Genomic DNA, 24,565 nt, shown 5'->3' on the forward strand with positions numbered 1-24,565 from the left:
ATATAGGCTCAGCGCTCCCTGCCGTCATCCCCGTAGGGCCGGAGATCCATCTCATGAACTGTCGGCGCTCTTGGAGATCGGGAGATGGACTCCGCCTTCGCGGGAGTGACGTGAACCTTACCCCCGCTCGCTCAGGAAACGCATCAACTCGGCCAGCGTGCTCTCCATCTGATCCTGCATCTGGCTGACGAGCTCGTTCTCGCGCATGCCTTCGTGGTCCAGCGGCTTGGAATAGCTCTCGCTGAACGACTTGAGGTCGGCCGCATCGAACACGCCCTTGCTGACCAGCTTGGCCAGGATCACCAGCAAGCCGTTGGTGTTGGCGATGGTTCCGGCGACCAGCGCCTCATCGACCATGGACAAGGCAGTCGTGTCAGGCGGGGGAAGGTCGGTCATGAACCCAGCCTTCGGCGAGCGGCCCCTTTCGTGTCAATCATTCACCCGGAACGAACTGGCGCAGCACGGCCCAGCGTTCTGTCTTCTCGACCAGCGGAAGGGTGAGCGCAGGACTGGACGAGGGAAGATCGAGCAGCGTCAGTTTGGTCGCTCCGAGCACTCGTCGGCCGATCCGAGCCGCCGTTCCGCCATTGAAGGCGACTGCCTTCAAGACGGGCAGCTCCTGAACCAGGCTGCCCAGCGGGTTGGCTTCGACCGCGCGCATGGCGCCATCCAGGCTACCCTGCCGGCGTGCAGTGGCGACCACGTCCCAGAGACCCACTCCGCGACGCAGCAGAGTGGCGAGGCGATCCTCATAGGGAAGCGCCGCCAACGGCTCGTCAATCACGGCCTCCAGCAAGCGCCAGAACTGGTTGCGCGGGTGGGCATAGTAGCGCTCGGCGTTCAGCGACGCCTCGCCAGGCAGGCTTCCGCAGATGAGAAGTTGCACTTTGGCGTCAACGACGGGCGGCAGGCACGCCTTGAGCACGGATTGCAAAAGAGCCGTGGCCATCCCACGTCTCCTTGCCATGACCCTTCTGCTTCGCCTAGCCGCTGTCGCCTGCGTTGCACTCCTGCTTCGATCCAGCGCCAAAGTGGAAAGTCCCGCCCCGCGCCGCTAAGGGCGGGCGTCATGACCGCCGCCGACCTGCGCATCGCCCTCGTATCGGGCAATTACAATTACGTTCGCGATGGCGCGAACCAGGCGCTGAACCGATTGGTCGGCTACCTCTTGCGTCAGGGTGCGCAGGTTCGCGCCTATTCACCCACGGTCGCAAGTCCTGCCTTCCCGCCCACCGGCGACCTGGTGTCGCTGCCTTCCGTCGCGGCACCCGGACGTGACGAATATCGGCTGCCACTGGGCCTGCCGTTGCGGGTTCGGAGAGACCTTGCGGCCTTTCAGCCCAACATTCTCCATATCGCCAGCCCCGACATCTCCGCCCATCGGGCGGTCAGCTGGGCGCGTCGGCGAGGGATCCCGTCCATCGCCTCCGTCCACACCCGGTTCGAGACGTATCTCACGTACTATCACCTCGAGCCGCTGGAGCCCGCCGTCCGAGCCATCCTCCGCCGGCTCTATCGCCGCTGCGACGCACTGCTCGTCCCGGCCGAGTCCACGGCAGCCGTCCTTCGTGCCCAGCGGATGAATCGCAACATCGCGATCTGGTCCAGGGGAGTGGATCGGGAGCAGTTCCATCCAGGGCGCCGGGACGTTGAGTGGCGGCGCTCCCTTGGGGTCGGCGACGACGAGATGGTCGTTGCGTTTCTCGGCCGGGTCGTGATGGAGAAGGCGCTCGACGTCTTCGCCGACACCATCGACGAGCTGGCGCGCCGGGGAGTGCGCCACAAGGTGCTCGTGATCGGAGAGGGACCGGCCCGGCCCTGGTTCCAGGAACGGATGCCCAGCGGCATATTTCTCGGCCAGCAGGAGGGATCAGACCTCGCTCGCGCACTTGCCAGCGCGGATGTTTTCCTGAACCCGTCCGTGACCGAAGCCTTCGGCAACGTCACCCTCGAGTCCATGGCCTGCAGCCTGCCGGTGGTTGCTGCCGAAGCGACCGGAGCAACCAACCTCGTACGCGACGGAGAAACGGGCGTCCTTGCCGACCCGGGCGACATCACGGCGTTTGCCGACGCGCTGCAGGCCTATGCCGAAAACCCCAGCCTGCGCGAACGTCACGGCCGCGCAGGTCTGGAGTTCGCCAAGACTCAGGATTGGGACCACATCAACTCGGCCGTGGTGAAGACCTACCTCCGCGCGATCGAGCGGCGGGAGCGCCTGGCCCGGATCAAGGGCTAGCGCAACCGTTCGATCCGCTTGGCGGCGTCGTCGAGGATATCGGTGACCTCGTTGAGAAGGTCCTCGTTCCACCCCTCGTGAGCGACGCGGTTGCGAAGAGCGTGCATCAGGTTTCCGATTGCGCGCCCGAGTTCCGGCCGGCTGCTGCGGCGGCGAGAGGAACCATGCTCTTCCAGCCGCTCGAACAGACGCTCGACCTCGCCCGCATTCTCCTCCAGGTGGCTGTGCCCTTCGACGGTAGCGGCGAACTTTTTGCGGGTCCCCTCGGCTGCCTGTTCCTCGATCAGCCCCATGTCCTGCAGCATGGTCAGCGTGGGGTAGACCACGCCCGGACTGGGCGCGTAGTCACCGTGGGTCATCTCCTCGATCGCCCGAATGAGGTCGTAGCCATGCCTCGGCTCGTCCGCGATCAGCTTGAGCAGCACGAGCCGAAGTTCGCCTTGCCCGAACATGCGGCCCCGACGGCCGCGGCGCCTTCCGCTCCAATCATCGTCGCGGAACTCGAACTCGAAGCGCCCGCCCGGCCCGAAGCTGAACCCGCCCGGACCCATTGAGAACATGCCACGCGGCCAGCGTTCGCCGCCACCGCAACCCTGTCGATACCAACCCATCTTCACGACTCCTTCCGACTGCATCGAGATATATCTTCGCTGCATCGAAGACAAGCCACGCTGGAGATGTGCATCGGCGCAGCCTATAGCAGCCCGTGCATGGCCGACCTGTTCAGCGACGATCCCGTGGAAGCTGCACCCGTGCCACCGGCCGCCGACGCCCCGCTTGCGGACCGCCTTCGTCCCGCTAGCCTCGGAGATGTGGTCGGTCAGGAGCACCTGACCGGCCCGGAAGGTGCGATCGGCCGGATGGTCGCGGCCGGAAAGCTCAGCTCCCTCATCCTCTGGGGCCCACCGGGTACCGGCAAGACCAGCATCGCGCGCCTGCTGGCCCAGGCGGTCGACCTTCGCTTCGTCCCGCTGTCAGCGGTGTTCTCCGGCGTGGCCGACCTCAAGAGGGTTTTCGCAGAGGCACGAGAGCACGCCAAAGCAGGTCGCCGAACCCTGCTGTTCGTGGACGAGATCCACCGCTTCAATCGCGCGCAGCAGGATGGATTCCTTCCCTTTGTCGAAGACGGCACCGTAACCCTCGTCGGAGCTACCACGGAGAACCCGAGCTTCGAGCTGAACGCCGCGCTGCTTTCCCGCTGCCAGGTGCTGATCCTGCGCCGCCTCGACCATGTCGCACTCTGCAGCCTCCTCGACCGTGCCGAGGACGTGGTCGGCCGAGCGCTTCCCCTCACTCCAGCGGCCCGGGATGCGCTGGTCGCGAGCGCCGATGGCGACGGGCGGTTCCTGCTCAATCAGGCCGAAACGCTCTTCGACGTCGCGCTGGAGCAAGCGCTGGACCCAACGGCCCTCGCCGCGTTCCTGCAGCGCCGGGTGGCAGTCTACGACAAGGACCGGGAGGGTCACTACAACCTCATTTCGGCCCTGCATAAAGGCTTGCGGGGGTCGGATCCGCAGGCGGCGCTCTACTATCTCGCCCGGATGCTGACCGCGGGGGAGGAGCCGCTGTACGTCCTCCGCCGGCTGACACGGTTCGCTTCGGAGGATATTGGGCTGGCCGATCCGCAGGCGCTTGTCCAGTGCCTCGCCGCCAAGGACGCCTATGATTTCCTCGGCTCTCCCGAAGGTGAGCTCGCGATCGTGCAGGCCTGTCTCTATTGCGCAGTCGCGCCGAAATCGAACGCGGCCTACAAGGCGCAGAAAGCGGCATGGCGAAGCGCGAAGGATACTGGAAGCCTGATGCCGCCGAAGCACATTCTGAACGCTCCGACGAAGCTGATGAAGGACATCGGGTACGGCCGCGGCTACGCCTATGATCATGACGAGCAGGCCGGCTTTTCGGGCCAAGATTACTGGCCGGAAGGAATGAGTCCGCAACGTTTCTACGAGCCGACCGACCGCGGCTTTGAAGCCAAGGTTGCGGAACGGCTACGCTACTGGGCGGAGCTGCGCAGCGAACGGCGCAGCTCAGACGACTGAACAGGAGGGACCCGATGTACAGAGACACCAGCCGATACTGGCAGGCGCAACTGATGGAATGGGGGCCAAAAATTGCCATTGCCCTCCTGATCCTGCTGATAACGTGGCTGGTGGCCCGCGCGGTCAAATGGGCGCTCGCCAAGGCGGTCTCCCGGACGCCCGCCCTGCAGAAGCATACTCCGGGCGATCAGCATGAAACCATCGGTCACCAGCTCGGCACGATTGCCAAGCTGATCATCTGGCTCGTCGGCATCATGGCGGCGCTCCAGTTCCTCGGCATTGGTCAGATCCTGCAACCCATCAACCAGCTGACGACCGAGATCTTCGCCTTCCTCCCCCGCCTGATCGGTGCAGGGCTGATCTTCTTCATTGGCCTCATCGTCGCCCGTATCGTCCGCAAGCTGGTGGAAACGGTGCTTTCCGCCGCCAACGTCGACGGGTGGATGGCGCGCGCGGGACTTGGCGATCACCCGAGCACCGTGCGGCCGGATCCCGCGGCTGTTCCACCGGGCGCCGCTCCGGGACAGGGGCGCGCCACCTTCGCCCGGGCGGCCGGCATCCTGGTGTTCGCGTTCATCATCATCCCGGTGGCCATTGCGGCGCTGCAGGTTCTCGGCATCGAGGCGATCAGTGGCCCTGCGATTCACATGCTGGATCAGATCAGCGCCGCTATTCCCCGGCTGCTGACTGCAGCCCTATGGCTCGGTATTGCCTTCATTGCCGCTCGCTTCCTGAAGACGATCATCGAGGGCATCCTGCCTCCGACGGGGTTTGACGATGCGATCCGTTCGACCGGCATGGTGCCCGCCACCACGGCTCCATCCCGCATCGTGGCGAATGTCGCCTTCATTGCAATCATGCTGGCGGCGGCGATCGAGGCCGCACGGCAACTCGGCGGGGACGCGATCGCCGGCTTCCTGTTCCAGGTGACGGAACTGGGCGGTAAGGTGATCTTCGGGACGCTGATCATCGTGGCAGGCATCTTCCTCGCCCGGGTGCTCGCCAACCTGGTCGGCTCCAGCACCGGCGAGGGAGGCTACGCCCAAACGATCGTGCGCTACGCGATCATCGCGCTGTTCACCGCAATCGGCCTCACCTTCATGGGCCTGGCCAACGAAATCGTGATCCTCGCGTTCGGCCTGATCCTGGGCTCGGCCGCGATCGCCACGGCCCTCGCCTTCGGCCTGGGCGGCAGGGAAGCGGCGGGACGCATTCTCTCCCACTATGCGGACAGGATCGAGCAGGGCCGCTCGGGCACGGTCAGCCCTCCCCGTCCGCCGCGGCTGAAGGGAACCACGCCTCCGCCGTCCGATGACGGTCCCACCCTGGTGTGACGGGGCGCTTCACGGCCTTCGTCGCGATCGACTGGTCGGGAGCGAAAGGGCGTCGCCACAAGGGCATCGCGATCGCGGAAGCGCGGGATTCTGGTGCCCCGCGCCTGGTACGTCCCGGCCACGTCTGGTCACGCGAGGAGGTCGCCGACTGGCTGCTCCACAAGGGCGCGCGGGAGCCAACCTTGTTTGGCTTCGACTTCAGCTTCGCGCCACCCTTTGCGGAGCGCGGGGCCTATCTGCCGGGTGAACGAAACGTGCCGAAGTCCGCCCGGGAGTTCTGGGCTTATGTCGATGCGAAGGCTCCGGACGAGGATCTCGGCGCCACCTCCTTCCTGGAGCAAGTCCACCGCCGGCATTTCTACTTCGGCATTGCGGACGGCACGAAGGCCGACTTTGTCCACTTCCGGCAGTGCGATGCGCGGCTGAACGCGCAGGGCGGGCGCAAGACCGCAAGCGCCTATGATGCGATTGGGGCAGCGCAGGTCGCGAAGGCGAGCTTCTCGGGCATGCGCCTGCTCCACCGCATCGATCCGCACATCGCGATCTGGCCGATGGACGACCTACCCGTGACCGGCAGCGCGGTCGTCGAGATCTACACGAGAATTTATCTGCGCAATGCCGGACTGCCTGGAACCAAGCTGCGCACCCGCGCGGATCTCAATCGCGCCCTTGCTGGTCTGGCCAGCCCTCCGGCACGGCTCCGGTTCGAGCCGAACGATCACCAGACCGACGCGCTCGTGACGGCAGCCGGGATGCGGGCACATTCCCGAAATCCCGACTCCTTTTCACCGGAAGGCCTCACCGCAGAGCTTGCGCGCACCGAAGGGTGGACCTTCGGCATCACCTGACCTGAAGCCGTCCGTCAGAGTGCGTAGGGACGCCCCTCTTCGATCCGGCTGATCGTCTTCATATTCTCGACCCGGATCATGTCCGGAATCAGGAACGCATCGATCAGCCACCAGACCCCGAGAACAACCCAGCCCAGAAACAAGGGAATCCAGCCCAGCAGGCCCAGCAGAAGTTGCGCAATAGCTGAGCCAGTCCGACCCAAGTAGAAACGGTGAGCACCAAAGCCACCGAGGAAGAACCAGAGCAGATAACTCGCGCCCGTTGACTTCTTGTTGGCCTCGAAAACAAGTTGCTGTTTAAGACTTTGATCCATCGTGCTCCCCTGTTCGCAAAGCAGAATGGTTCAAGGCTCACGACCGAGCAAGCGTTTTTGTCCTAACAGAAAGTTACCATTCCTGCGCTTAACCGGACTGGACGTCCGGCGGCAACTGACGCAATAGCGTCGCAGCGGACGGCCGGTTTAGCTCAGCTGGTAGAGCAGCGGTTTTGTAAACCGAAGGTCGCGGGTTCGAATCCTGCAACCGGCACCGCTCACGCAGCCTCCAGAACGCGCTCCTCGCTGTTGTCCGCGTTCGCAATCGCGACCGGCCCTGCGGCAGAGGTCGTCTGCGCCGCAGCGGAAGCGATCCGCCGATCCGGGAACAGCAGGCGGGAGGCAAGCACGACTAGCCCAAGAGCAGCGTAGATTCCGACCGCCCACACTGGTGCGAAGATGATCATCGTGCCGAGCGGCACGCGCAGGAAGTTCGGGTTGAAACCGAGGTCCTCGCCGAGGCCCTCGCACACACCGAAGATCGTGTCGTTCCGCAGGAACAGGTTGGTCTTCTCGCTCGCCATTTCAAACTCCTCACCGGACCGCCACCCGGCGGCGGCCCTCGTGCATTCTACCAAGCAGGGATTGTGCCAATTGGGCGAACGCCCCGTTTCCCAGTAGGTTGGCATTGCCGGCTTCTCCTTCAAGCCACTCAGGAGAAGCGCAGCTGCCGATTAGTTGGGATAATTGACCAACCCGTTACACGCGCGGTCCAATCAACCAGCAATGCTGAATCTTCGATGAGCGGGCGAGCCGCATGTCTTGTTCGACCTGTGGGGGCAGGCGGAGATGCTCCGCCTTCCAGCGCGTCGAGCGCTCGACGGAGCTTTTCCCTCGACGAACCCCCGACTCCCATTTGCGATGTTGTAACATCAAAGCTAGACGGCCCTTCAACCGTGATTCTTCGATGCGAGTGCCATGTCCACGTCACTGATCCTTGCTGCCCTCCTCGCCCAACAGTCAGATCCCGAGGCGGTGGCATCGCAGGCGCTAAATGCCGCTCGCCAACCCAATGCGGGCGATCACCATCCGGAAGACAGCCGCGCCATCGTGATCACCAGCGTCCGGCGCAACCGGGAAGATGTGCTTGGGGGCGTCTCGGTCCTGTCCTCCGAAACACTTGCCCGTGAGGTGAGGTCCACGATCGGCGAGACCCTCGCCAGCCAGCCGGGTGTCAGCGCCACGAGCTTTGGACCGAACGCTTCCCGCCCGATCATTCGCGGGCTTGGCGGCGACCGGATCCGGGTGCTGACGGACGGCATCGGGAGCCTCGATGTCTCCACCACCAGTGCGGACCATGCCGTCGCCATCAATCCGCTGACGGCCGAGCGGATCGAGGTTCTGCGCGGCCCGGCGGCCTTGCTGTTCGGAAGCAATGCGGTGGGCGGCGTGGTGAACGTGATCGACTCGCGCATCCCCCGGAATGAGCCTGAGCGCCCCGTACATGTCGACGCGATCGGCACACTCGGCAGCGCGGCAGACGAGCGCGGAGCCAACCTGACGGTGGACGTCCCTCTGTGGAGCAAGCTCGTCCTCCACGGCGACGCAAGCTGGACCAAGACAGAGGATCTCGAGATCGGAGGTCATGTCCTGAGCCGTTCGTTGCGGGAGCAGGCACGGGCCAGCACGGAGCCGGAGATTCGGGAGCTCGCCGACTTCAAGGACGTCCTGGCCAACAGTGCCGCAGAGCAATCGGAGCTCGCGGGCGGCCTGGCCTGGGTGGACGGCGCTCTCAACGTCGGCTTCGCAGTGAGCCGGCTGGACAATCTCTATGGCGTTCCGGTTCGTTACAGCTTCGACCCGTCGATCGAAGCGGAGCAGGTCCGGATCGATCTGAAGCAGACCCGCTACGACGCACGGGCGGAAATCCCGCTTGCGGGATTCGTCGAGCAACTTCGAGTGCGCGCCGGCGCCATCGACTACCGACATGACGAACTCGAAGAAACGGGCGAGATCGGGTCCAGCTTCTTCTCCAAGGGCGCGGAAGGACGCGTGGAAGCGGTCCAGCGTACTGTCGACGGCTGGGGCGGCGCGTTTGGTGCGCAATATCTGAACCGAAAGGTGCGGATCCGCGGCGAGGAGAAGTTCCTGCCTGACAACCGCCAGCGGCAGACCGGTCTGTTCGCCCTGCAGCACCTTGATCGCGGGGCGCTCCGCCTCGAGGCTGGCGGCCGAATCGAGTTTCACCGCCTGACTGCGCGGGAAGATGGGGATCTGGGGACCCCTGCGGTGAGCCGGCGCTTCACCAGCTTCTCAGGTTCGGTCGGCGGTACCTATGCGGTCGGTGCCGGAGTCCGCGCCGGTCTCAACCTCTCATATACCGAGCGCGCCCCCTCCCCCGACGAACTGTTCGCCAACGGACCCCATGCCGGAACGCAGGCCTTCGAGATCGGCAACACGGAGTTTGGCAAGGAGCAAAGTGTGGGGATCGAGGCGACCCTCCGCCGCGCGGCCGGCCCCTTCACCTTCGCAGCCAGCCTTTACCATACCCGCTTCGGGGACTTCATCTATCTCGCACCCACCGGCGAGATCGAGGACGATTTGCCAGTCTACCAGTATCGCCAGAGCCGCGCCCGCTTCACCGGCTTCGAAGTCGAGGCCAGAGCCGAGGCTGGACAGGCTGCCGGCGTTGACTGGAGCCTTGAGGGTGTAGCCGACTATGTCCGCGCAACCGTGCGGAACTTCGGCCCGGCCCCGCAGATCCCACCGTTGCGTCTGCTCGGGGCGGTCGAGGGCCGCAGGGGCAGCTTGGATGGGCGCCTAGAGGTCGAACATAGTTTCGCGCAGCGGCGCAACGCTCCAGTTGAAACAGAGACAAACGCCTTCACTCTCGTGAATGCGTCGCTGAATTGGCGTCCGTTGCCCGAGCGCCCCGAGCTGACCCTTGGATTGGCCGCGAACAACCTCTTCGACGTCAACGCCCGTCGCCACACGAGCTTGCTGAAGGACTACGCGCCCCTCGCCGGTCGCGACTTCCGATTGACCGCCCGCTTCGCCTACTGACGCGACAAGGGCGGCCCTGAGGGGAGGACCGCCCTTGTTTGCCGTCGCGGGATGAACGACGGCCTTGTGCCCGCTCCCTAGTAGTCGATCCCGGCAGCAATCGCCTCGAGCTTGCGGACGCGTTCCCGAAGGTCCGCGATCTCGATCCGCCCTCCGGCAACCGGGGCGGAAGGCTCGCGCTCGTGGCTCGCCCCAGCCAGCTCCATCTTCTTGAGTTCCAGCCAGCCCTGCCAGCCCTTGAGAGCCGCGATCGTGGCGACCACGAGTCCGGCGAGAGACAAGATGCCAATGGCGAGAATGCTTTCGGCGCCCATCATTTCGTGTCCTCCTTCCTCAGGGCCTCGATCTCACGAGCGAGGTCGTCATTCTGGCTGTTCAGGTGATGGTCGATGGCCATCAGCCTGCGGTCGGTTTCATCGAGCTTGGTGCGCACGTCGTGGATCGAATGGCGGCTCTGCCCGACCTCTTCCATCCGCTCGAACTCGCTCCCGGCCCGCTGGCGACGGTGGCGCTGCGCCGCGCCGCCGATCACACCGACAATGATGTAGGCGATCAGCGCCTGCCACACGGTGACGAAGGTGAGCAGTGGAACCGCGATCCAGGCAATGCGGATGAAAGTCGGGTCGATCCCGAAGTGATTGCCCAACCCCGAGCAGACCCCGAGAAGCTTCCGCTCGCGCCGGTCAATGGTGAAGAATGGCTTGTTTTCCATGATCCTGCTCATCCCTAATTGAGCCGGCGACCAAGCGCCGTCTTCATAGCTGCCAGTTCCGCCTCGATCGCCTGGTCGGTCTTCAGGGCGGCAAGTTCGTCCTCGTGGTTACCGAGTGCAAGAGCGTCGGCGCGGCCTTCCGCCACGTCGGCCCGGCGCTCGAGCCGTTCGAACTGCGCGAAGGCTTCGGCTGTGCGCGAGCCGTTCAGCAGTTCCGCCGCGCGCGCCCGGTTCATCGCTCCGTCCATGCGGGTGGCAATGGCATGCTGCCGGCCCCGTGCCTCCCGCAGCTTGCCTTGCAGCTTTGTGATGTCCGCGTCGTAAGCGCGACAGGTGGTTGCAACGACCTCCAGTTCTCGTTCAAGGCTGCACGCCAGGTTCGCAGCCTTGTGGCGCTCGCCCAGAGCGGCCTTGGCAAGGTCCTCGCGCCCTTTCTCGAGGGCGAGTTCCGCCTTGCCCGCCCAGTCCGACTGGATCGTCTCGAGGCGCCGGACGGTAGCCTTGATCTCCTTGGCGTCGGCAATCGCCCGTGCCGCCGATGCGCGGACCTCCACCAGCGTCTCCTCCATCTCGAGGATGATCATGCGGATCATGCGGGCGGGGTCCTCGGCGCGGTCGAGCATGGCGCCCATATTCGCCGCCATGATGTCGCCCAAGCGGCTGAACGTCGGGCTGGCGAAGAAGGCCGCAACTGGAGCAAAGCGGGATTCCGTCCGGACCCGCTGCGGTTCCGCCGCCATCGGCTCCAGCCGGATGGCACGATCGGGAACCCGAGCTTCCAGCGGCTCAAGCATGGGTGATCGCCATGAGGTCGATAGTGGCAGCCTGCGCCGGAGCGAGGGTGGTGCCCATGATGACCGTGCTCACCAGGATCGCGGCGATCGCAGCGAAGAGCGACGACTTGGCGTACATTTCATCTTCTCCCTGTCACCCGCAGTGTTGGGCGGGTTTCGGGATGATCTATACAAAGGCCGTGCCAATTCCGGTTTTCCGCCGTTTTCTGAACGAATCGTCAGGATTGGATGAGCCGTTTGGGAAATCCCACCAAGCCCGCATGGGAGATTTCACCAATCGACCGTTGCGGAACCTGATTGCGCGTTCAGGCGCTTTGAGCGCGAAGTATCGAAGGAAAGGACTCTGTTATGCTCGGCAAGATTGCGGGCGCCTTCATCGGCAACAAGATGGCTGGCCGGAACGACGGCCTGCGCGGAGCCCTGTTGGGCGCGGCAGGAGCGCACGTGGCCCGGCGCGGACTTGGCGGCCTCGGCGGAATGCTGGCCCTCGGCTATGGCGCGAAGAAGCTCTACGACTGGAACCGCTCGCGCCGGACTCGCCCGAGCTACCCGTCCGAGGCGACCCCTGGCGGCCGCCGAATATAACCCTTACTGGTCTTCCTGACCCGCGGTGCCGGCGTCCTCGCTCCCCGAGGCGCCGGCATCTTCGTAATAGGGCTCGACCGTGCCCTTCAGCTTGACGGTCATCGGATTGCCGAACCGGTCCCGGCTCCGCCCTGCGGCGACGCGAATCCAGCCCTCCGACACGCTATATTCCTCGACGTTGGTCTTCTCAGAGCCATTGAAGCGGATACCCACCCCCCGCTTTAGCAACTCCGCATCGAAATGCGGGCTGCGCGGGTCGAGCGAAAGGCGGTCTGGAGGCGTATCGGACATGGCCAGCGCCCTAGCGCCGCGCGCGAGCGACGGTCAACCGTTGCCGCCCGGCGTCACCCGCACTAAGCGACTTTCCCGATGAGTGATGCTGACCCCAACTCGCGCCGCAACGCACCCGCGCTGGCGCTCCACGTCCCGGAGCCGCCGTACCGGCCTGGCGACGAACCGGACTTTTCCTCCATTGTCGTCCCGAAGGCCGGTGAAGCTCCGAGGCCGGACACGGCGGCCCACCCGCGCGAGACCTTTCCGCTCACCGACCACCTCGTCCGGGTGCTAGACGACGAGGGCCGCGCGGTCGGCCCGTGGGACCCCAAGGTCGATCCCGACACGCTGCGCAAGATGCTGCGCGACATGGTCACCGTGCGCGTGTTCGACGACCGCATGTACCGCGCCCAGCGGCAGGGGAAGACCAGCTTCTACATGAAGTGCACCGGCGAGGAGGCGATCGCCGTCGCCACCGCCGCCGCCATGCACCGCGACGACATGCACTTCCCGACCTATCGCCAGCAGGGCCTACTCGTCAGCCGCGGCTACCCGCTGGTGAAGATGATGTGCCAGATCTACTCCAACCCCGGCGATCACATGAAGGGGCGTCAGCTGCCCATCATGTATTCGGACAAGGAGCACGGCTTCTTCTCCATTTCGGGCAATCTCGGCACGCAATATCCGCAGGCGGTCGGCTGGGCGATGGCCAGCGCGATCAAGGAGGATAGCCGGATTGCCATGGGCTGGATCGGCGACGGCGCGACGGCGGAGGGCGACTTCCACTCGGCGATGACCTTCGCCACGGTCTACAACGCGCCGGTGATTCTCGCCGTGGTCAACAACCAGTGGGCGATCTCCAGCTTCAGCGGCATCGCGGGCGCCGAACGCGCCACCTTCGCCGCGCGGGCAGTCGGCTACGGCATGGCTGGGCTGCGGGTGGACGGGAATGACGCACTGGCCGTCTATGCCGCCGTGCAGTGGGCGTCGGAGCGGGCGCGCTCCAACAACGGCCCGACGCTGATCGAGTTCTTCACCTACCGCGCCGAGGGGCACTCCACCTCCGACGATCCGACCGGCTATCGCCCCGCGGGTGAGGCGCAGGCCTGGCCGCTTGGCGATCCGATTGCCCGTTTGAAGCAGCACCTCGTCGCGCTGGGCGAGTGGGACGACGAGCGCCACGACGCGCTGGTCAAGGAAGCGGACGCGGAGGTTCGCGCCGCTCAGAAGGAAGCCGAGAAACTCGGCATCCTCCCCGAGCAGGGCCGGAGCAACATCGAGAGCATGTTCGACGACGTCTATGCCGAGCTGCCGTGGAACCTGCAGGAACAGCGGGCCGCGTGCCTCAAGGAAGCGGGGCACGATTGATGGCCGTCATGAACATGATCCAGGCCATCAACTCGGCTCACAAGGTGATGATGGCGCGGGACCCGGACGTAGTCGTGTTCGGCGAGGACGTCGGCTACTTCGGCGGCGTGTTCCGCGCGACGGAAGGCCTGCAGCGCGAATTCGGAAAGACCCGCTGCTTCGACGCGCCGATCAGCGAGGGTGGGATCGTCGGCACGGCCGTGGGCATGGCAGCCTACGGCCTGAAGCCGGTGATCGAGATCCAGTTCGCCGACTACATCTACCCCGGCTACGACCAGATCGTCTCCGAAGTCGCCCGCATGCGTTATCGCACCGCGGCGGAGTGGACGATGCCAATGGTCATCCGCACGCCCTACGGCGGCGGCATCTTTGGCGGCCAGACTCACTCGCAAAGCCCCGAGGCGCTGTTCACCCATGTCGCGGGGTTGAAGGTGGTCGTCCCCTCCACGCCCTACGACGCCAAGGGCCTGCTGATCGCGGCAATCGAGGACCCCGATCCGGTCGTCTTCTTCGAGCCCAAGCGCATCTACAACGGCCCATTCGACGGTCATCACGACCGCCCGGTCACCCCTTGGGCGAAGCGCGCGGAAGCGGAGGTGCCTGACGGGCACTATACCGTCCCGCTGGGAAAGGCGCAGGTAGTCCGCCAAGGCGCCGAACTGACCGTGCTCACCTACGGCACGATGGTCCATGTCGCCCTGGCTGCTGTCGAGGAGAATGGCATCGACGCCGAGGTCATCGACTTGCGCACGCTTGTGCCGCTCGACATGGAGACCATCGAAGCCTCGGTGAAGAAGACCGGCCGCTGCCTCGTCGTGCAGGAAGCGACCCGCACCTCCGGTTTCGCTTCAGAGCTGGTCACGCTGGTGCAGGAGCGCTGCTTCTATCACCTCGAAGCTCCGGTGGAGCGCGTCACGGGCTGGGACACGCCCTATCCGCACGCATACGAATGGGCCTACTTCCCCGGCCCGAAGCGTCTGAAGTTCGCACTAGAAAAGGTCATGGCTGACTGATGGCTACGTACCAGTTCAAGCTCCCTGATATCGGTGAAGGCATCGCCGAGGCCGAGATCGTCGCCTGGCACGTCAAGGTCGGTGACCGGGTCGAGGAAGACCAGCAGCTCGCCGACATGATGACCGACAAGGCGACCGTGGAGATGGAATCGCCGGTTGCAGGTACCGTGAAGAGCCTTGCGGGCGAGGTCGGCGACCAGGTCGCGATCGGATCCGTGCTCGTGGAGATCGAGACGGATGCGGACGTCGGCGCCGACACCCCGATTGCTTCGCAGGAAGGCACCGAGACACGCTTCGATGGTGAGCGGGTTGACAGTGTCGCGATGGGTGATGGCGCCGTGGCCCCGACGCCGGCGCAGGAAGAGGCGCTGCCGGCGCTAACCGTGGCTGAAGCCTCCGCTCCTTCCGAGCGACAGGCGCAGCCTGAAGTCGAGGCGCGTTCACCAGTGCAGCCGGCGGAAGAACGCCCTTCGACTGCGCTCGGGACGAGCGAGACTCACGCGCACGTTCTCGCGTCTCCCGCCGTTCGCCAGCGCGCCCGCGATCTCGGCATCGATCTGGCGCAGGTCCGTACTGCAAGCGACCGCGTTCGCCACTCGGACCTCGACGCCTACCTGCTCTACAACGGTGGCCAGCTGTCCACCCGTGGCGCCGCGCCGCGACAGGACGAGCAGATCAAAGTGGTCGGCCTGCGCCGCAAGATCGCGGAGAACATGCAGGAAGCGAAGCGGCGGATCCCGCACTTCGCGCTCGTGGAAGAGTTCGACGTCACTGCGCTGGAAGATGCGCGGGCGATGATGAACCGCGATCGCGGCTCCAACCCGAAGCTGACTCTCCTGCCGTTCCTGATCACTGCCCTGACCCGCGCGTTGGCGGAATGGCCGATGATCAACGCGACCTACGATGACGAGGCGAATGTCGTCACCCGCCATGGCGCGGTCCACATGGGCATGGCCGCGCAGACCCCGTCCGGACTGATGGTACCAGTGATCCGCAACGCCGAGCGGCTGTCCATCTGGCAGCTCGCGTCGGAAATCGCCCGCCTGTCCGACGCCGCCAAGACCGGTAAGGCCACGCGCGAAGAGCTCTCCGGCCCGACCTTCACCATTTCGAGCCTCGGGCCGATGGGTGGCATCGCGTCCACCCCGGTGATCAGTCCGCCGCAGGTGGCGACCATCGCCGTCAACAAGGTCGAGGAGAAGGTCGTCCCGCTGAACGGCGAGCTGGAAATCCGCAAGCGGATGAACCTCTCGCTCTCCTGCGATCACCGGGTGGTGGATGGATGGGACGCGGCGAGCTTCCTCCAGGCGCTGAGGCCCCTGATCGAAAACCCGCTGCGCCTTCTCGCTTAAGGCGCGACGGGCGCCGCTGCCGGAGCGCTGTAGGTCCAACCCCTGATCTTCCAGTTATCGGCTTCCTTTGACATGACGAACGTCATGCTGCCGGATGCCGACATCTTCTTGCCGCCTTGCGCGAAGGTCAGGGTCGTCGGCAGAACGATGTAGGCGCCCTTGCCGTCGCTGGCAGCCTGCAACGGCGTGCCGTGCGCCACCGAGGCGCCGCTTATCCCGGCGGCTTCGGCATATTTCCCGTAGTCGTCCAGCCAGCGCCCGGCCGAGCCGGTGCCCTGCCAAACATGGGGCGCAAATTCGTCGACGAGCACCGCGTCCGCCGTATGCGCGTCAACAAACGCCTTCGCGTCCCCGGCATTGAACTTGTCCAATATCGCGCTTATGGCCGCCGCCGCATCGTCCGCCGGAGCGGCCCATGCGGGCGTCGCCAACAGCAAGGAAGCAGGCAACAGCGCTGCAAGCCGCACGTTCGAGCTCATCATGGCATTCCCCCTGGCGTGGCCCGGAACGCCTACAGGCGACGCGCAGGCCGGCGCGGAGCGCGAACTGGCTGCGCCGCTGCCCTTCTTGCGTCAAGGTCAGGCGGCCAGCCGCTCAACCTCGCCGAGCGCGTTCGCGACGGACTGCTGACGCTGCTCAGGCCCGATGGCAATCCCATCCGCAGCGACAAATTCCGGCGTGATGCCGATAAAGCCGAACGCGCCGGCCAGGTAGGTCTCAAGGTGCTCGAGGCCAGCCGCCGGCGAGTCGCCGCGGTAAAAGCCGCCGCGGCTGAGCGCCACGATGACGCGCTTGCCCGCGGCAAGCCCCTCGACGCTTCCATCCTCGCGGTAGCGGAAGGTCCGCCCGGCGACGAGGATGCGATCGAGCCAGGCCTTGAGCTGGCTCGGCAACGTGAAGTTGTACATCGGCGCGCCGATCACCAACGCGTCGGCCGCCAGGAACTCGTCCAGCACGCTGCTGTCGGCGAAAGCGCCCAGCGTGAGATGATCGAGCGGGTCGGCGACGAGATCGCGGTGAATTATCGACGCGTGCTCACGTCCGGCGGACAGCTGCTCGACGATCCGGCGGGTCAGCACCCGGCTCACGCTGTTCTCGCCGGTGATCGAGCTGTCGATGTGAAGGATGGTCATGCCCGTGCCTTTCTGGTATTGCTTTGTAACCAAGGCACCCGATGTAACCGTCACGAAATCGGGCACAAGAAGGCACAGAAATGTTGGAAGACCACACGCTTGATACCGACCTGCGGCTCAGCCTCGAATCAGCCGGCTGCCGCAACGTTTCCCCCGTGCTCAGCCGGGTCGGCGACAAGTGGAGCGTGCTGATCGTGATGATCCTCGCGACCGGGCCGCACCGCTTCAACGAGCTCAAGCGCCGGATCGACGGCATCTCGCAGCGCATGTTGACGCTGACCCTGCGCGGCCTCGAACGCGATGGCCTAGTCAGTAGGACTGTGGAAGCGACGATCCCGCCCAAGGTGACATACGAGCTGACGGAGCTTGGCCAGTCCCTGACCGAGCCTGTCCAGGCACTTGGACACTGGGCGATCCAGCACATCGCCTGCATTCGCGCCGCCCAGCAACGCTTCGACGCGCGAGAAGGCTGACCTCGGCCTGCCCCAGTCTGAAACAGGGTTCCGTCAGGGGCCGGAATCGAAGTTGACGCGCGCTCCTCCACGTACCTAATCACCGCTCATCTGCGGGGGCGGCATGGGTAAGCGTTCAACGAGCATGGGGGCCGGCGTGGACGCCTTTCGCGTCCTCCTGATGCTCCCGATCATCCTCGCGCATTCGTGGCATTTCGCGGGGCCGGTGAATCCGGGGCTCGAATCCTATCTGCCTCTGATGGCCGGCCATGCGGCGGTGCCCTTCTTCTTTCTAGCGAGCGGCTCCCTGCTGCGCTGGCAGGAAGGAGAGGTGTTCGCAGTCCCACGCTGGCTCCTGCGCAAGCTCCTTCCGCTCTTCCTGGTCTGGATCGCCGTCTACGTGGCGGCTGCGTGGCTTGCCGGGCGGGGCTCTTTACTTCAGCTCGTCGGAACCATTGATGAAGGTGGGCCCACTCGGCACCTGTGGTTCCTTCCTGCCCTGGGCTTCGCGCTATCCCTTGTGGCCGTCTCACTTCGCCTGCTCGGCCGGCATCGCACCTGGGCGATTGTCCTGACCATGGCGCTCATCGGACTCTTTCAAGGCGGCTATCAGCTGTTCCTCGGCCTTGCCGGTCACTGGCTGCGCTGCGCTTTTCTGACCGCACCCCTGTTCGTGATGATCGGCGTCGAAGTCGCGAGCCGGCCCGTCACCGTCCGTCCCATGGTGGCTGCAAGCGCGGCCGTGCTGTTCTACATGCTCCAGGTTGCGGACGACGTGCTGATCGCCAGCGCTCCGGCCCACGTTCCGCACGAGCACCCCACGGTCACCCTCGCTACCATCCCGTACGCCTTCGCCCTGTTCCTCCTGGCCCGGTCGCTGTCGGGCGGAGCCATACTGGACAGGCTCGCTGCACTCCGTCGGTTCAACGTCACGATCTACTGTATGAACCCGCTGATCCTTCTCGCCATACAGCCGCTGATCCCTTTCCGCGGACTGGCAGTCGCGTTCGGCCTGACGCTCTTCGTGCTCGTCAGCTGCATCGGAATTTCTCAACTGTGGACGCGGGTGCAGTCCCGCGCGAAAAAGCGGGCGGGATCGGGCGAGCGCCTCGCCCACGCGGCTTAGGACCGGAGCGGCTGTAGGCATCTCCTTAACTTCACCCGCGTAATCCGCTCGCCTCATGTTCCATCAGGCGATCTCCGTTCCGCAGCAAACGGTCTCTCTGCCCGAGGTCGTTGCAGCGTTCAGCTATGCGCTGGACCTCACCGAGGGGCAGCCGGCCGGCCATTGCGTGCGCTCCTGCTGGATCGGAAGCCAGGTCGGACGGGCACTCGGCCTTCCCGCCGTGGAGCTGAATGACCTCTGCTACACGCTGCTCCTCAAGGATCTCGGCTGCAGCAGCAATGCGGCTCGCATCTGCGAGCTCTACGAAGTCGACGAGCGGCAGTTCAAGCGAGGCTACAAGACCGTCGGGACAAGCCTTGCCGCGACCTTGTACTTCGTGCTCAGCCGAACCGCCCGGGGCAAGCCCCTGCCACGCCGCGCCGCAGCCATCGGCAACATCCTGCGCAATGGGGACCAGATCGCGCAGGAGCTGATCGTCTCCCGCTGCACGCGAGGATCCGAAATCGCGCGCTCACTCCGCTTCTCTGGGGCGGTGTGCGAGGGCATCTACCGGCTGGACGAGCATTGGGATGGCTCTGGCCGTCCGGGTCGGCTCCGCGGAGAGGCGATCCCCCTGTTCTCGCGCATCGCCCTTCTGTCGCAGGTTGCAGACGTCTTCCACACGCACGCGGGTCGTGAAGCCGCCATGGACGAAGTCCGACGGCGCTCCGGGAGCTGGCTCGATCCGCAGCTGGTCAGGGCCTTCGAGTCCGTCGTCCGTGCGGACAGCTTTTGGCAGACACTCCGCTCACCGATGGTCGAAGCGCGCGTAGTGCGGATGCTTGCTTCAGGCGACGCCATCCCCGTGGAGGACGGCTACCTTGATGCCATCGCCGCCGCTTTCGGGCAGGTCATCGATGCCAAGAGCCCGTACACGGCGGGCCACTCCGAACGGGTCGGCATTATGGCCGAACGTATCGGCCGCCGTGTCGGCTTTTCCGCAGATCGGGTAAGGCTGCTCCGCCGCGCCGCCCTGCTGCACGACATCGGCAAGCTCGGCGTGTCCAGCGCGATCCTCGAGAAACCTGGCGGACTCGACGAGCGCGAGTGGATCGAGATGCGCAACCATGCCGCACACACTCGCGCCATCCTTGCCCATATCGGCGCCTTGTCCGGTCTCGCCGACATCGCCGCCGCTCATCATGAGCGGCTGGACGGAACGGGATATCCTCTCGGCCTCGCTCAGGCGCAAATCGCGCAGGAAACCCGGATCATCACGACGTGCGACTTCTACGACGCGCTGACGTCCGATCGGCCCTACCGCGCGGCCATGCCGGTCGACCAGGCGCTCGCCATCATGGATCGCGAAGCGGGCAAGGCCATCGACCCGGCTTGTCTCGCCGCGCTGAAGAGCACGGTGCAGCAGCCTGACTAGGCATCAGGTGGGGTGACGCGCGTGCTCGCAGGCATTAGGCGCTGCGCATGCTCAAGCCCGCCTCGCCCGACATCAATGCCCTCAAGGCGCTCGACGAACGTTTGCGTTGGCTCAGCGCATGGACAATCCACAACGCCAATCACCTGCGGGACAGCGGCGACGGGCTGAAGGTCGGCGGGCACCAGGCGAGTTGCGCATCCATGACCGCGATCATGGCCGCCCTCTACTTTCATGCGCTTGGGCCGAACGACCGGGTTGCGGTGAAGCCGCATGCCGGACCGGTGCTCCATGCGATCCACTATCTGCTCGGAAGCCAGTCGCGCGAGCAGCTCGAGAACTTTCGCGGCTTCGGTGGTGCGCAGAGCTACCCCAGCCGCACCAAGGATCGCATCCCGGTCGACTTCTCGACGGGCTCCGTCGGTCTGGGGGTGGCGGTCACCCTCTTCGCCTCGCTCATCCAGGATTACCTCACCGCGCATGCCATAATGCGCGAGGAGGACCGCGGCCGCTTCGTCGCACTGATCGGCGACGCGGAACTCGACGAAGGAAATATCTACGAGGCCCTAATCGAGGGCTACAAGCATGACATCCGCAATTGCTGGTGGATCGTCGATTACAATCGCCAGAGCCTCGATGCGACCAGCGCCGACCGCATGTTCGAGCGCTTCGACGAGATCTTTCGCTCCTGCGGCTGGCGTACGGTTGAGCTGCGCTACGGTCGCCGCCTGGAAGCCGCGCTGGCGAGCTACGAAGGCGAGCCCGTCAGGCACTGGCTGGAAGGTCTGCCGAACGCCGACCATAGCGCCTTGCTCTACCAGGGCGGGGCGGCGTGGCGAAAGCGCATGGCGGACGATCTTGGCAAGATGGCCGATGCCTTTCTCGCGCGCTACGACGACGACCAGCTGGCGAGCCTCATGGCCGATCTTGGCGGACACTGCATGGAGACGCTGATCGAGGCATTCACCGAGTGCGCCGACGACACGCCGACGCTCTTCATCGCCTGGACCGTGAAAGGGTTCGGCCTGCCCTTTGCCGGTCACAAGGACAATCATTCGGGGCTGATGAACCCGACCCAGATGGCGGCTTTCCGGCAAGCCATGAATGTGCAGGAGGGCCAGGAGTGGGAACCCCTGGCTGGCGTGGGCGACAACTCGCACCCGGGCGTGCAGGCACTCATCGATCAGGCGAAAATCGCGCGGGAGAAGCGCGCTCGCAGCTTCGGCCAGGTCCCGGTCCCTGCCCTGGCCGCACCGACGGGCGAGGAGCAATCAACCCAGGCTGCGTTCGGCCGCATCCTGCTCGACCTTGCCAAGGCGGGTGGACCGCTCGCGGACCGGATCGTCACGACTTCTCCCGACGTCACTGTCTCCACGAACCTTGGCGCGTGGGTGAACCAGCGCGGGCTATTCAAGAGGCGGGAAGCGGCGGACGTGTTTGCGAAGGCAAAGATTGCCTCGGCGCAGAAATGGTCCGCCACGACCAAGGGGCAGCATATCGAACTCGGCATCGCCGAAAGTAACCTGTTCCTGATGCTTGCTGCCGCGGGTCTGTCTGGAGACCTGTTTGGTGAGCGGCTGTTCCCGATCGGTACGCTCTACGACCCGTTCATCGCCCGCGGTCTCGATGCATTGAACTACGCCTGCTACCAGGACGCTCGCTTCCTGCTGGTTGCCACGCCCAGCGGGATCACCCTCGGCCCGGAAGGCGGCGCGCACCAGTCCATCAACCCGCCGCTCATTGCGCTCGGCCAGCCAGGGCTCCGTCATTACGAGCCGGCTTACGCCGACGAGCTCGCGGCAATGATGGAAGAGGCACTCCGCCTCATTGACGACCCGAAGGGGGAGAGCACTTACCTTCGGCTGTCTACCCGCAACCTCCGCCAGGTCGAGCGTTCCAACGACCGCTGGAAGGCCGATGCGCTCGCGGGCGCTTATTGGCTGCGCGAGCCCGGGTCGAGAGCAGAAGCGGCCATCGTCGCAATGGGCGCTGTGATGCCCGAAGCGCTGGCCGCCCATGACGAACTCAGCGCCGACCTCCCAGGCCTTGGCCTGTTGGCCGTCACCTCCCCCGACCTCCTCCACCGCGATTGGAGCGCTGCGCAAGCTTCCCGCTGGCAAGGCCGCCGCGAATCGAGCCACATCGAGAGCCTGCTCTCCCGTCTCGGCCCGCAGGCAGGGCTCGTGACCCTGTGCGACGCCGCGCCGGCATCGCTGTCCTGGCTGGGCGGCGTTCTCGGCCAGCGCGTCGCCCCGTTGGGTGTGGACCGCTTTGGCCAGACCGGCAGCCTTGCCGACCTTTACGCGGCCTACCGGCTCGACGGTGACGCCATCACGGAGGCGATCGCGGAGTTATTGCTTCAAAACGGATAGTCGTTCGGTCGCTGGACCCGGCAGAATCTTCCTACAAGAGTGTTGGGCGCCGGGGGGCGTCCTCCAGCTGTGGGGGATATCGATTGAACAAGGTCGTTCGTTTTCGCTCGCCGGAGCAGTTCCGGCGTCATGCCGTCGCGCCTGCCACGCCTTTACCGCGACGGCCGATCCGCCGGATCGAACTTCCGGTCGATGATCCCGTCCTGGCCCCGACGGCAGACGTGCTCCTTCAGCGCATCTCGGACGAACTCGATTTTGCCTGGCGCCAGCTCGACCTCGCCGCTGCGACCATGGCGCGCGACAACCTGACCTCGATCCGTCACCGGCCCTCGCTGCAGAGCATTGATGTGGTTGGGCAGACCCTCGGACAACTTGCGGTTGTTCTTCGGTCCTCGCTTCCAGACGAGGCTGTGAGCCGGGTTCCGATGTCCGACCTGCGCGGCAGACTCCAGCGCTGCGGGGGTGTCCGTCAGGCCTGATGGAAGGTCCAGGCTCCACTGCCGCGGCACGGGGACAGGCGCGGGTTGACGCGATTCAGGCTGCGGTTCGCGCCGGAGCTGCCCGCCCCTCCATCCGCCGATCCGATCCGCCGCCGCTCGACCCGGCTCTGGTCCAGACCGATGATCCATTCGCGCTCCGAGTGGCGGAGGAGCTGGAATATGTCCGGCGGCTCGTGGAGCAGCTGGGCGATACCCTGGCGTCGGACGGACTGGTGGTGACCCGCTACGGCATGACGCTGCAAAGCGTCGACCTCGCGAGCCAGATCCTTGGCCACCTCGCCACCCTTATCCGATCGAGCGCGCCTGAGCTGGCGGCACGGCGGATCGGGATGACGGAACTCAAGGCGCGGCTGCTGCGGGGCCCGCTCTGAACTTCCCAAGTGCCGGCCGCTCGCCTAAGCCCGTCGGCATGGCAGGACGCTATTTCGACGAGTGGAAGATCGGCGATACCGTCGCCCACCCTCTAACCCGCACCGTCACCGAGACGGACAACCTCCTCATCTCCACTTTGACCCACAATCCGCAGCCGCTGCACCTGGACGCCCAGGCCGCGGGGGCGAGCGAGTTCCGCCAGATCCTCGTCAACAGCTGCTTCACGTTCTCGCTGGCAGTAGGCGTGTCGGTAGCGGAGACCACCATGGGCGTGCTGGTCGCCAACCTCGGCTTTGACGAGGTCAAGTTCCCCAGGCCCGTGTTCGTCGGCGACACCCTGCGCGTTGAGAGTGAAGTGGTCTCCTTACGCGAAAGCAACTCGCGTCCGACGGCTGGCCTCGTGACTTGGGAGCACCGCGCCATCAACCAGCGAGGCGAGACCGTCTGCACGATGAAGCGCACCGCACTGCTCCACCGGAAACCGATATGACCGAGCCGCGCAGCTGGCTGTTCGTCCCCGCCGACAGCGACAAGAAGATCACCAAGGCGCTCGACAGCGAGGCCGATGCGATCATCTTCGACCTAGAAGACAGCGTTGCTCCTGCAAACAAGGGTCGCGCCCGCGAGATCCTCAAGGGACTGCCTAAACGGAGCGGTGGACCGCAATGGTGGGTCCGGGTGAACCCGCTCCGAACCGACGATCATCGCGCCGATCTCGACATCATCGGCATTGCCGACGTCCACGGCATTGTCTTGCCTAAGGCCGAGACCGGCGGTGACGTGGTTGAACTCGCGCATCGGACCGGCACGATCCCGGTCCACGCCATCGTAACCGAGACAGCCGCCAGCCTGTTCGGCCTGCTCTCCTATCGCGATCCTCGATCCCCTCTCGCGGCCATGAGCTGGGGTGCGGAGGATCTTTCCGCAGCCCTCGGCGCTGCGTCCAAATATGACGCGGACGGCCAGCTCGGCTTCACCTACCGGATGGCCCGGTCGCTCTGCCTCGCCGGTGCCGTCGCCGCAAACGTCCAGCCGGTCGATGGCGTATTCGCCAACTTCCGCGACGAAGCCGGCCTTCTCGCGGAGGCGCGCGCCGCCGCCCGCGAAGGATTCACCGGCAAGCTCGCCATCCACCCCGCCCAGGTCGCTCCCATCAATGCCGCCTTCACGCCATCGTCGGAGGATCTCGCCCACGCCCGCGCCATCGTCGACGCGTTCGCCGCACAGCCGGACGCAGGCGTGCTAAGCGTCGGCGGTCGGATGGTCGACAAGCCACACCTCACGCAGGCACAGCGCGTCCTTGAACGGGCCGCGCGATAAGGAGAGAC

General features: G+C 65.4%; 29 protein-coding genes and 1 tRNA gene. 18 read left to right on the top strand and 12 right to left on the bottom strand.

Going from position 1 to position 24,565, the window contains the following annotated elements:
- Positions 1-117: 117 nt before the first annotated feature.
- Both JT720_RS00540 and JT720_RS00545 read right to left on the bottom strand, forming a co-directional pair.
- Positions 118-396, bottom strand: coding sequence for a hypothetical protein (locus JT720_RS00540; RefSeq protein WP_205478486.1), 279 nt, complete (start codon positions 394-396; stop codon positions 118-120).
- 37 nt (positions 397-433) lie between these two features.
- Positions 434-949: a DNA-deoxyinosine glycosylase gene (locus JT720_RS00545; RefSeq protein ID WP_237219595.1), complete on the bottom strand. Its 516-nt coding sequence runs from the start codon at positions 947-949 to the stop codon at positions 434-436.
- Between the two features lie 120 nt (positions 950-1,069).
- On the opposite strand from JT720_RS00545, the gene JT720_RS00550 reads away from it, so the two are divergent.
- Positions 1,070-2,236, top strand: a complete 1,167-nt coding sequence (locus tag JT720_RS00550) for a glycosyltransferase family 4 protein (RefSeq protein ID WP_205478493.1) — start codon at positions 1,070-1,072, stop codon at positions 2,234-2,236.
- Here JT720_RS00550 and JT720_RS00555 read toward each other — a convergent pair.
- A complete protein-coding gene (locus JT720_RS00555; RefSeq protein ID WP_205478495.1) occupies positions 2,233-2,847 on the bottom strand; it encodes a PadR family transcriptional regulator in 615 nt (204 codons plus the stop codon). The two genes, JT720_RS00550 and JT720_RS00555, sit on opposite strands and share 4 nt — an antisense overlap.
- Before the next feature lie 99 nt (positions 2,848-2,946).
- On the opposite strand from JT720_RS00555, the gene JT720_RS00560 reads away from it, so the two are divergent.
- From JT720_RS00560 to JT720_RS00570, 3 genes are read left to right on the top strand one after another with little or no spacing between them, the layout of a single operon-like run.
- Positions 2,947-4,275: a replication-associated recombination protein A gene (locus JT720_RS00560; protein WP_205478497.1), complete on the top strand. Its 1,329-nt coding sequence runs from the start codon at positions 2,947-2,949 to the stop codon at positions 4,273-4,275.
- Positions 4,276-4,289: 14 nt separating this feature from the next.
- Positions 4,290-5,609 carry a mechanosensitive ion channel gene (locus tag JT720_RS00565; protein WP_205478499.1) on the top strand — a complete coding sequence of 440 codons (1,320 nt, stop codon included), beginning with the start codon at positions 4,290-4,292 and terminating at the stop codon, positions 5,607-5,609.
- Entirely contained in the window at positions 5,606-6,457 is an 852-nt protein-coding gene (locus JT720_RS00570) for a hypothetical protein (protein WP_205478502.1), read from the top strand. The genes JT720_RS00565 and JT720_RS00570 overlap by 4 nt, the downstream gene beginning before the upstream one ends.
- A 14-nt stretch (positions 6,458-6,471) precedes the next feature.
- On the opposite strand, the gene JT720_RS00575 is transcribed toward JT720_RS00570, so the two are convergent.
- On the bottom strand, positions 6,472-6,771 hold the full coding sequence (locus JT720_RS00575; protein WP_205478504.1) for a TM2 domain-containing protein: 300 nt from the start codon (positions 6,769-6,771) through the stop codon (positions 6,472-6,474).
- A 141-nt stretch (positions 6,772-6,912) separates the two neighbouring features.
- Between JT720_RS00575 and JT720_RS00580 the strand changes: the two genes are divergently transcribed.
- Positions 6,913-6,985, top strand: a tRNA-Thr gene (locus tag JT720_RS00580).
- A 4-nt stretch (positions 6,986-6,989) separates the two neighbouring features.
- Here the strand turns inward: JT720_RS00580 and JT720_RS00585 are convergent.
- Positions 6,990-7,295: a PspC domain-containing protein gene (locus tag JT720_RS00585; protein WP_205478506.1), complete on the bottom strand. Its 306-nt coding sequence runs from the start codon at positions 7,293-7,295 to the stop codon at positions 6,990-6,992.
- A gap of 394 nt (positions 7,296-7,689) precedes the next feature.
- Here JT720_RS00585 and JT720_RS00590 point away from each other — a divergent pair, with 394 nt between their 5' ends.
- On the top strand, positions 7,690-9,774 hold the full coding sequence (locus JT720_RS00590; RefSeq protein WP_205478508.1) for a TonB-dependent receptor: 2,085 nt from the start codon (positions 7,690-7,692) through the stop codon (positions 9,772-9,774).
- Positions 9,775-9,851: 77 nt separating this feature from the next.
- Here JT720_RS00590 and JT720_RS00595 read toward each other — a convergent pair whose 3' ends face one another.
- Genes JT720_RS00595 through JT720_RS13980 form a run of 4 tightly spaced genes read right to left on the bottom strand, consistent with a single transcriptional unit; the run spans position 9,852 to position 11,398 of the window.
- A complete protein-coding gene (locus JT720_RS00595) occupies positions 9,852-10,091 on the bottom strand; it encodes a hypothetical protein (protein WP_205478510.1) in 240 nt (79 codons plus the stop codon).
- Positions 10,088-10,486: a PspC domain-containing protein gene (locus JT720_RS00600; protein WP_205478512.1), complete on the bottom strand. Its 399-nt coding sequence runs from the start codon at positions 10,484-10,486 to the stop codon at positions 10,088-10,090. Before JT720_RS00600 ends, JT720_RS00595 begins: the two co-directional genes overlap by 4 nt.
- A 14-nt stretch (positions 10,487-10,500) precedes the next feature.
- On the bottom strand, positions 10,501-11,280 hold the full coding sequence (locus JT720_RS00605; protein ID WP_272873148.1) for a PspA/IM30 family protein: 780 nt from the start codon (positions 11,278-11,280) through the stop codon (positions 10,501-10,503).
- Positions 11,273-11,398, bottom strand: coding sequence for a hypothetical protein (locus JT720_RS13980; RefSeq protein WP_272873149.1), 126 nt, complete (start codon positions 11,396-11,398; stop codon positions 11,273-11,275). Before JT720_RS13980 ends, JT720_RS00605 begins: the two co-directional genes overlap by 8 nt.
- Positions 11,399-11,628: 230 nt before the next feature.
- On the opposite strand from JT720_RS13980, the gene JT720_RS00610 reads away from it, so the two are divergent.
- Complete coding sequence (locus JT720_RS00610) at positions 11,629-11,865, top strand: hypothetical protein (protein WP_205478513.1); 237 nt, start codon at positions 11,629-11,631, stop codon at positions 11,863-11,865.
- 3 nt (positions 11,866-11,868) lie between these two features.
- Here the strand turns inward: JT720_RS00610 and JT720_RS00615 are convergent, their stop codons facing one another.
- A complete protein-coding gene (locus tag JT720_RS00615; RefSeq protein ID WP_205478515.1) occupies positions 11,869-12,156 on the bottom strand; it encodes a DUF3297 family protein in 288 nt (95 codons plus the stop codon).
- Positions 12,157-12,234: 78 nt separating this feature from the next.
- Here JT720_RS00615 and JT720_RS00620 point away from each other — a divergent pair, with 78 nt between their 5' ends.
- From JT720_RS00620 to JT720_RS00630, 3 genes are read left to right on the top strand one after another with little or no spacing between them, the layout of a single operon-like run.
- A complete protein-coding gene (locus JT720_RS00620) occupies positions 12,235-13,506 on the top strand; it encodes a thiamine pyrophosphate-dependent enzyme (RefSeq protein ID WP_205478516.1) in 1,272 nt (423 codons plus the stop codon).
- Positions 13,507-13,514: 8 nt separating this feature from the next.
- Positions 13,515-14,519, top strand: coding sequence for an alpha-ketoacid dehydrogenase subunit beta (locus JT720_RS00625; protein ID WP_205478517.1), 1,005 nt, complete (start codon positions 13,515-13,517; stop codon positions 14,517-14,519).
- Positions 14,519-15,871 (top strand): dihydrolipoamide acetyltransferase family protein, encoded by a 1,353-nt coding sequence (locus JT720_RS00630; protein ID WP_205478519.1) that lies wholly within the window; start codon positions 14,519-14,521, stop codon positions 15,869-15,871. The genes JT720_RS00625 and JT720_RS00630 overlap by 1 nt, the downstream gene beginning before the upstream one ends.
- On the opposite strand, the gene JT720_RS00635 is transcribed toward JT720_RS00630, so the two are convergent.
- Entirely contained in the window at positions 15,868-16,353 is a 486-nt protein-coding gene (locus tag JT720_RS00635) for a nuclear transport factor 2 family protein (RefSeq protein WP_205478521.1), read from the bottom strand. The genes JT720_RS00630 and JT720_RS00635 overlap by 4 nt on opposite strands.
- A gap of 96 nt (positions 16,354-16,449) precedes the next feature.
- Positions 16,450-17,004: an FMN-dependent NADH-azoreductase gene (locus JT720_RS00640; protein WP_205478529.1), complete on the bottom strand. Its 555-nt coding sequence runs from the start codon at positions 17,002-17,004 to the stop codon at positions 16,450-16,452.
- Between the two features lie 80 nt (positions 17,005-17,084).
- Between JT720_RS00640 and JT720_RS00645 the strand changes: the two genes are divergently transcribed.
- From JT720_RS00645 to JT720_RS00680, 8 genes are all read left to right on the top strand, one after another.
- Complete coding sequence (locus tag JT720_RS00645; RefSeq protein WP_205478531.1) at positions 17,085-17,477, top strand: winged helix-turn-helix transcriptional regulator; 393 nt, start codon at positions 17,085-17,087, stop codon at positions 17,475-17,477.
- A 103-nt stretch (positions 17,478-17,580) separates the two neighbouring features.
- The gene (locus JT720_RS00650; protein WP_205478532.1) at positions 17,581-18,582 is read left to right on the top strand and encodes an acyltransferase family protein; all 1,002 of its coding nucleotides are present in this window, start codon (positions 17,581-17,583) and stop codon (positions 18,580-18,582) included.
- Between the two features lie 55 nt (positions 18,583-18,637).
- A complete protein-coding gene (locus tag JT720_RS00655; RefSeq protein ID WP_205478534.1) occupies positions 18,638-19,996 on the top strand; it encodes an HD-GYP domain-containing protein in 1,359 nt (452 codons plus the stop codon).
- A 47-nt stretch (positions 19,997-20,043) separates the two neighbouring features.
- Positions 20,044-22,365: a transketolase gene (locus JT720_RS00660; RefSeq protein ID WP_205478536.1), complete on the top strand. Its 2,322-nt coding sequence runs from the start codon at positions 20,044-20,046 to the stop codon at positions 22,363-22,365.
- Between the two features lie 83 nt (positions 22,366-22,448).
- Positions 22,449-22,844: a hypothetical protein gene (locus JT720_RS00665; protein ID WP_205478538.1), complete on the top strand. Its 396-nt coding sequence runs from the start codon at positions 22,449-22,451 to the stop codon at positions 22,842-22,844.
- Positions 22,844-23,236, top strand: a complete 393-nt coding sequence (locus tag JT720_RS00670) for a hypothetical protein (RefSeq protein ID WP_205478540.1) — start codon at positions 22,844-22,846, stop codon at positions 23,234-23,236. Before JT720_RS00665 ends, JT720_RS00670 begins: the two co-directional genes overlap by 1 nt.
- Before the next feature lie 38 nt (positions 23,237-23,274).
- Entirely contained in the window at positions 23,275-23,727 is a 453-nt protein-coding gene (locus JT720_RS00675) for a MaoC family dehydratase (protein WP_205478541.1), read from the top strand.
- Positions 23,724-24,557, top strand: a complete 834-nt coding sequence (locus JT720_RS00680; protein ID WP_205478549.1) for an HpcH/HpaI aldolase/citrate lyase family protein — start codon at positions 23,724-23,726, stop codon at positions 24,555-24,557. The genes JT720_RS00675 and JT720_RS00680 overlap by 4 nt, the downstream gene beginning before the upstream one ends.
- The last annotated feature ends 8 nt before the right edge of the window (positions 24,558-24,565 follow it).

The sequence above is a fragment of the Sphingomonas arenae genome, assembly GCF_016924655.1.
GTDB classification, from domain to species: domain Bacteria; phylum Pseudomonadota; class Alphaproteobacteria; order Sphingomonadales; family Sphingomonadaceae; genus Sphingomicrobium; species Sphingomicrobium arenae.

What these genes read in the sequence shown, in the direction of transcription:
- JT720_RS00540 (WP_205478486.1), bottom strand. Translation starts at nt 396, where the DNA reads ATGACCGACCTTCCCCCGCCTGACACGACTGCCTTGTCCATGGTCGAT.
- JT720_RS00545 (WP_237219595.1), bottom strand. Translation starts at nt 949, where the DNA reads ATGGCCACGGCTCTTTTGCAATCCGTGCTCAAGGCGTGCCTGCCGCCC.
- JT720_RS00550 (WP_205478493.1), top strand. Translation starts at nt 1,070, where the DNA reads ATGACCGCCGCCGACCTGCGCATCGCCCTCGTATCGGGCAATTACAAT.
- JT720_RS00555 (WP_205478495.1), bottom strand. Translation starts at nt 2,847, where the DNA reads ATGGGTTGGTATCGACAGGGTTGCGGTGGCGGCGAACGCTGGCCGCGT.
- JT720_RS00560 (WP_205478497.1), top strand. Translation starts at nt 2,947, where the DNA reads ATGGCCGACCTGTTCAGCGACGATCCCGTGGAAGCTGCACCCGTGCCA.
- JT720_RS00565 (WP_205478499.1), top strand. Translation starts at nt 4,290, where the DNA reads ATGTACAGAGACACCAGCCGATACTGGCAGGCGCAACTGATGGAATGG.
- JT720_RS00575 (WP_205478504.1), bottom strand. Translation starts at nt 6,771, where the DNA reads ATGGATCAAAGTCTTAAACAGCAACTTGTTTTCGAGGCCAACAAGAAG.
- JT720_RS00585 (WP_205478506.1), bottom strand. Translation starts at nt 7,295, where the DNA reads ATGGCGAGCGAGAAGACCAACCTGTTCCTGCGGAACGACACGATCTTC.
- JT720_RS00590 (WP_205478508.1), top strand. Translation starts at nt 7,690, where the DNA reads ATGTCCACGTCACTGATCCTTGCTGCCCTCCTCGCCCAACAGTCAGAT.
- JT720_RS00595 (WP_205478510.1), bottom strand. Translation starts at nt 10,091, where the DNA reads ATGATGGGCGCCGAAAGCATTCTCGCCATTGGCATCTTGTCTCTCGCC.
- JT720_RS00600 (WP_205478512.1), bottom strand. Translation starts at nt 10,486, where the DNA reads ATGGAAAACAAGCCATTCTTCACCATTGACCGGCGCGAGCGGAAGCTT.
- JT720_RS00605 (WP_272873148.1), bottom strand. Translation starts at nt 11,280, where the DNA reads ATGCTTGAGCCGCTGGAAGCTCGGGTTCCCGATCGTGCCATCCGGCTG.
- JT720_RS13980 (WP_272873149.1), bottom strand. Translation starts at nt 11,398, where the DNA reads ATGTACGCCAAGTCGTCGCTCTTCGCTGCGATCGCCGCGATCCTGGTG.
- JT720_RS00610 (WP_205478513.1), top strand. Translation starts at nt 11,629, where the DNA reads ATGCTCGGCAAGATTGCGGGCGCCTTCATCGGCAACAAGATGGCTGGC.
- JT720_RS00615 (WP_205478515.1), bottom strand. Translation starts at nt 12,156, where the DNA reads ATGTCCGATACGCCTCCAGACCGCCTTTCGCTCGACCCGCGCAGCCCG.
- JT720_RS00620 (WP_205478516.1), top strand. Translation starts at nt 12,235, where the DNA reads ATGAGTGATGCTGACCCCAACTCGCGCCGCAACGCACCCGCGCTGGCG.
- JT720_RS00625 (WP_205478517.1), top strand. Translation starts at nt 13,515, where the DNA reads ATGAACATGATCCAGGCCATCAACTCGGCTCACAAGGTGATGATGGCG.
- JT720_RS00630 (WP_205478519.1), top strand. Translation starts at nt 14,519, where the DNA reads ATGGCTACGTACCAGTTCAAGCTCCCTGATATCGGTGAAGGCATCGCC.
- JT720_RS00635 (WP_205478521.1), bottom strand. Translation starts at nt 16,353, where the DNA reads ATGATGAGCTCGAACGTGCGGCTTGCAGCGCTGTTGCCTGCTTCCTTG.
- JT720_RS00640 (WP_205478529.1), bottom strand. Translation starts at nt 17,004, where the DNA reads ATGACCATCCTTCACATCGACAGCTCGATCACCGGCGAGAACAGCGTG.
- JT720_RS00645 (WP_205478531.1), top strand. Translation starts at nt 17,085, where the DNA reads ATGTTGGAAGACCACACGCTTGATACCGACCTGCGGCTCAGCCTCGAA.
- JT720_RS00650 (WP_205478532.1), top strand. Translation starts at nt 17,581, where the DNA reads ATGGGTAAGCGTTCAACGAGCATGGGGGCCGGCGTGGACGCCTTTCGC.
- JT720_RS00655 (WP_205478534.1), top strand. Translation starts at nt 18,638, where the DNA reads ATGTTCCATCAGGCGATCTCCGTTCCGCAGCAAACGGTCTCTCTGCCC.
- JT720_RS00660 (WP_205478536.1), top strand. Translation starts at nt 20,044, where the DNA reads ATGCTCAAGCCCGCCTCGCCCGACATCAATGCCCTCAAGGCGCTCGAC.
- JT720_RS00670 (WP_205478540.1), top strand. Translation starts at nt 22,844, where the DNA reads ATGGAAGGTCCAGGCTCCACTGCCGCGGCACGGGGACAGGCGCGGGTT.
- JT720_RS00675 (WP_205478541.1), top strand. Translation starts at nt 23,275, where the DNA reads ATGGCAGGACGCTATTTCGACGAGTGGAAGATCGGCGATACCGTCGCC.
- JT720_RS00680 (WP_205478549.1), top strand. Translation starts at nt 23,724, where the DNA reads ATGACCGAGCCGCGCAGCTGGCTGTTCGTCCCCGCCGACAGCGACAAG.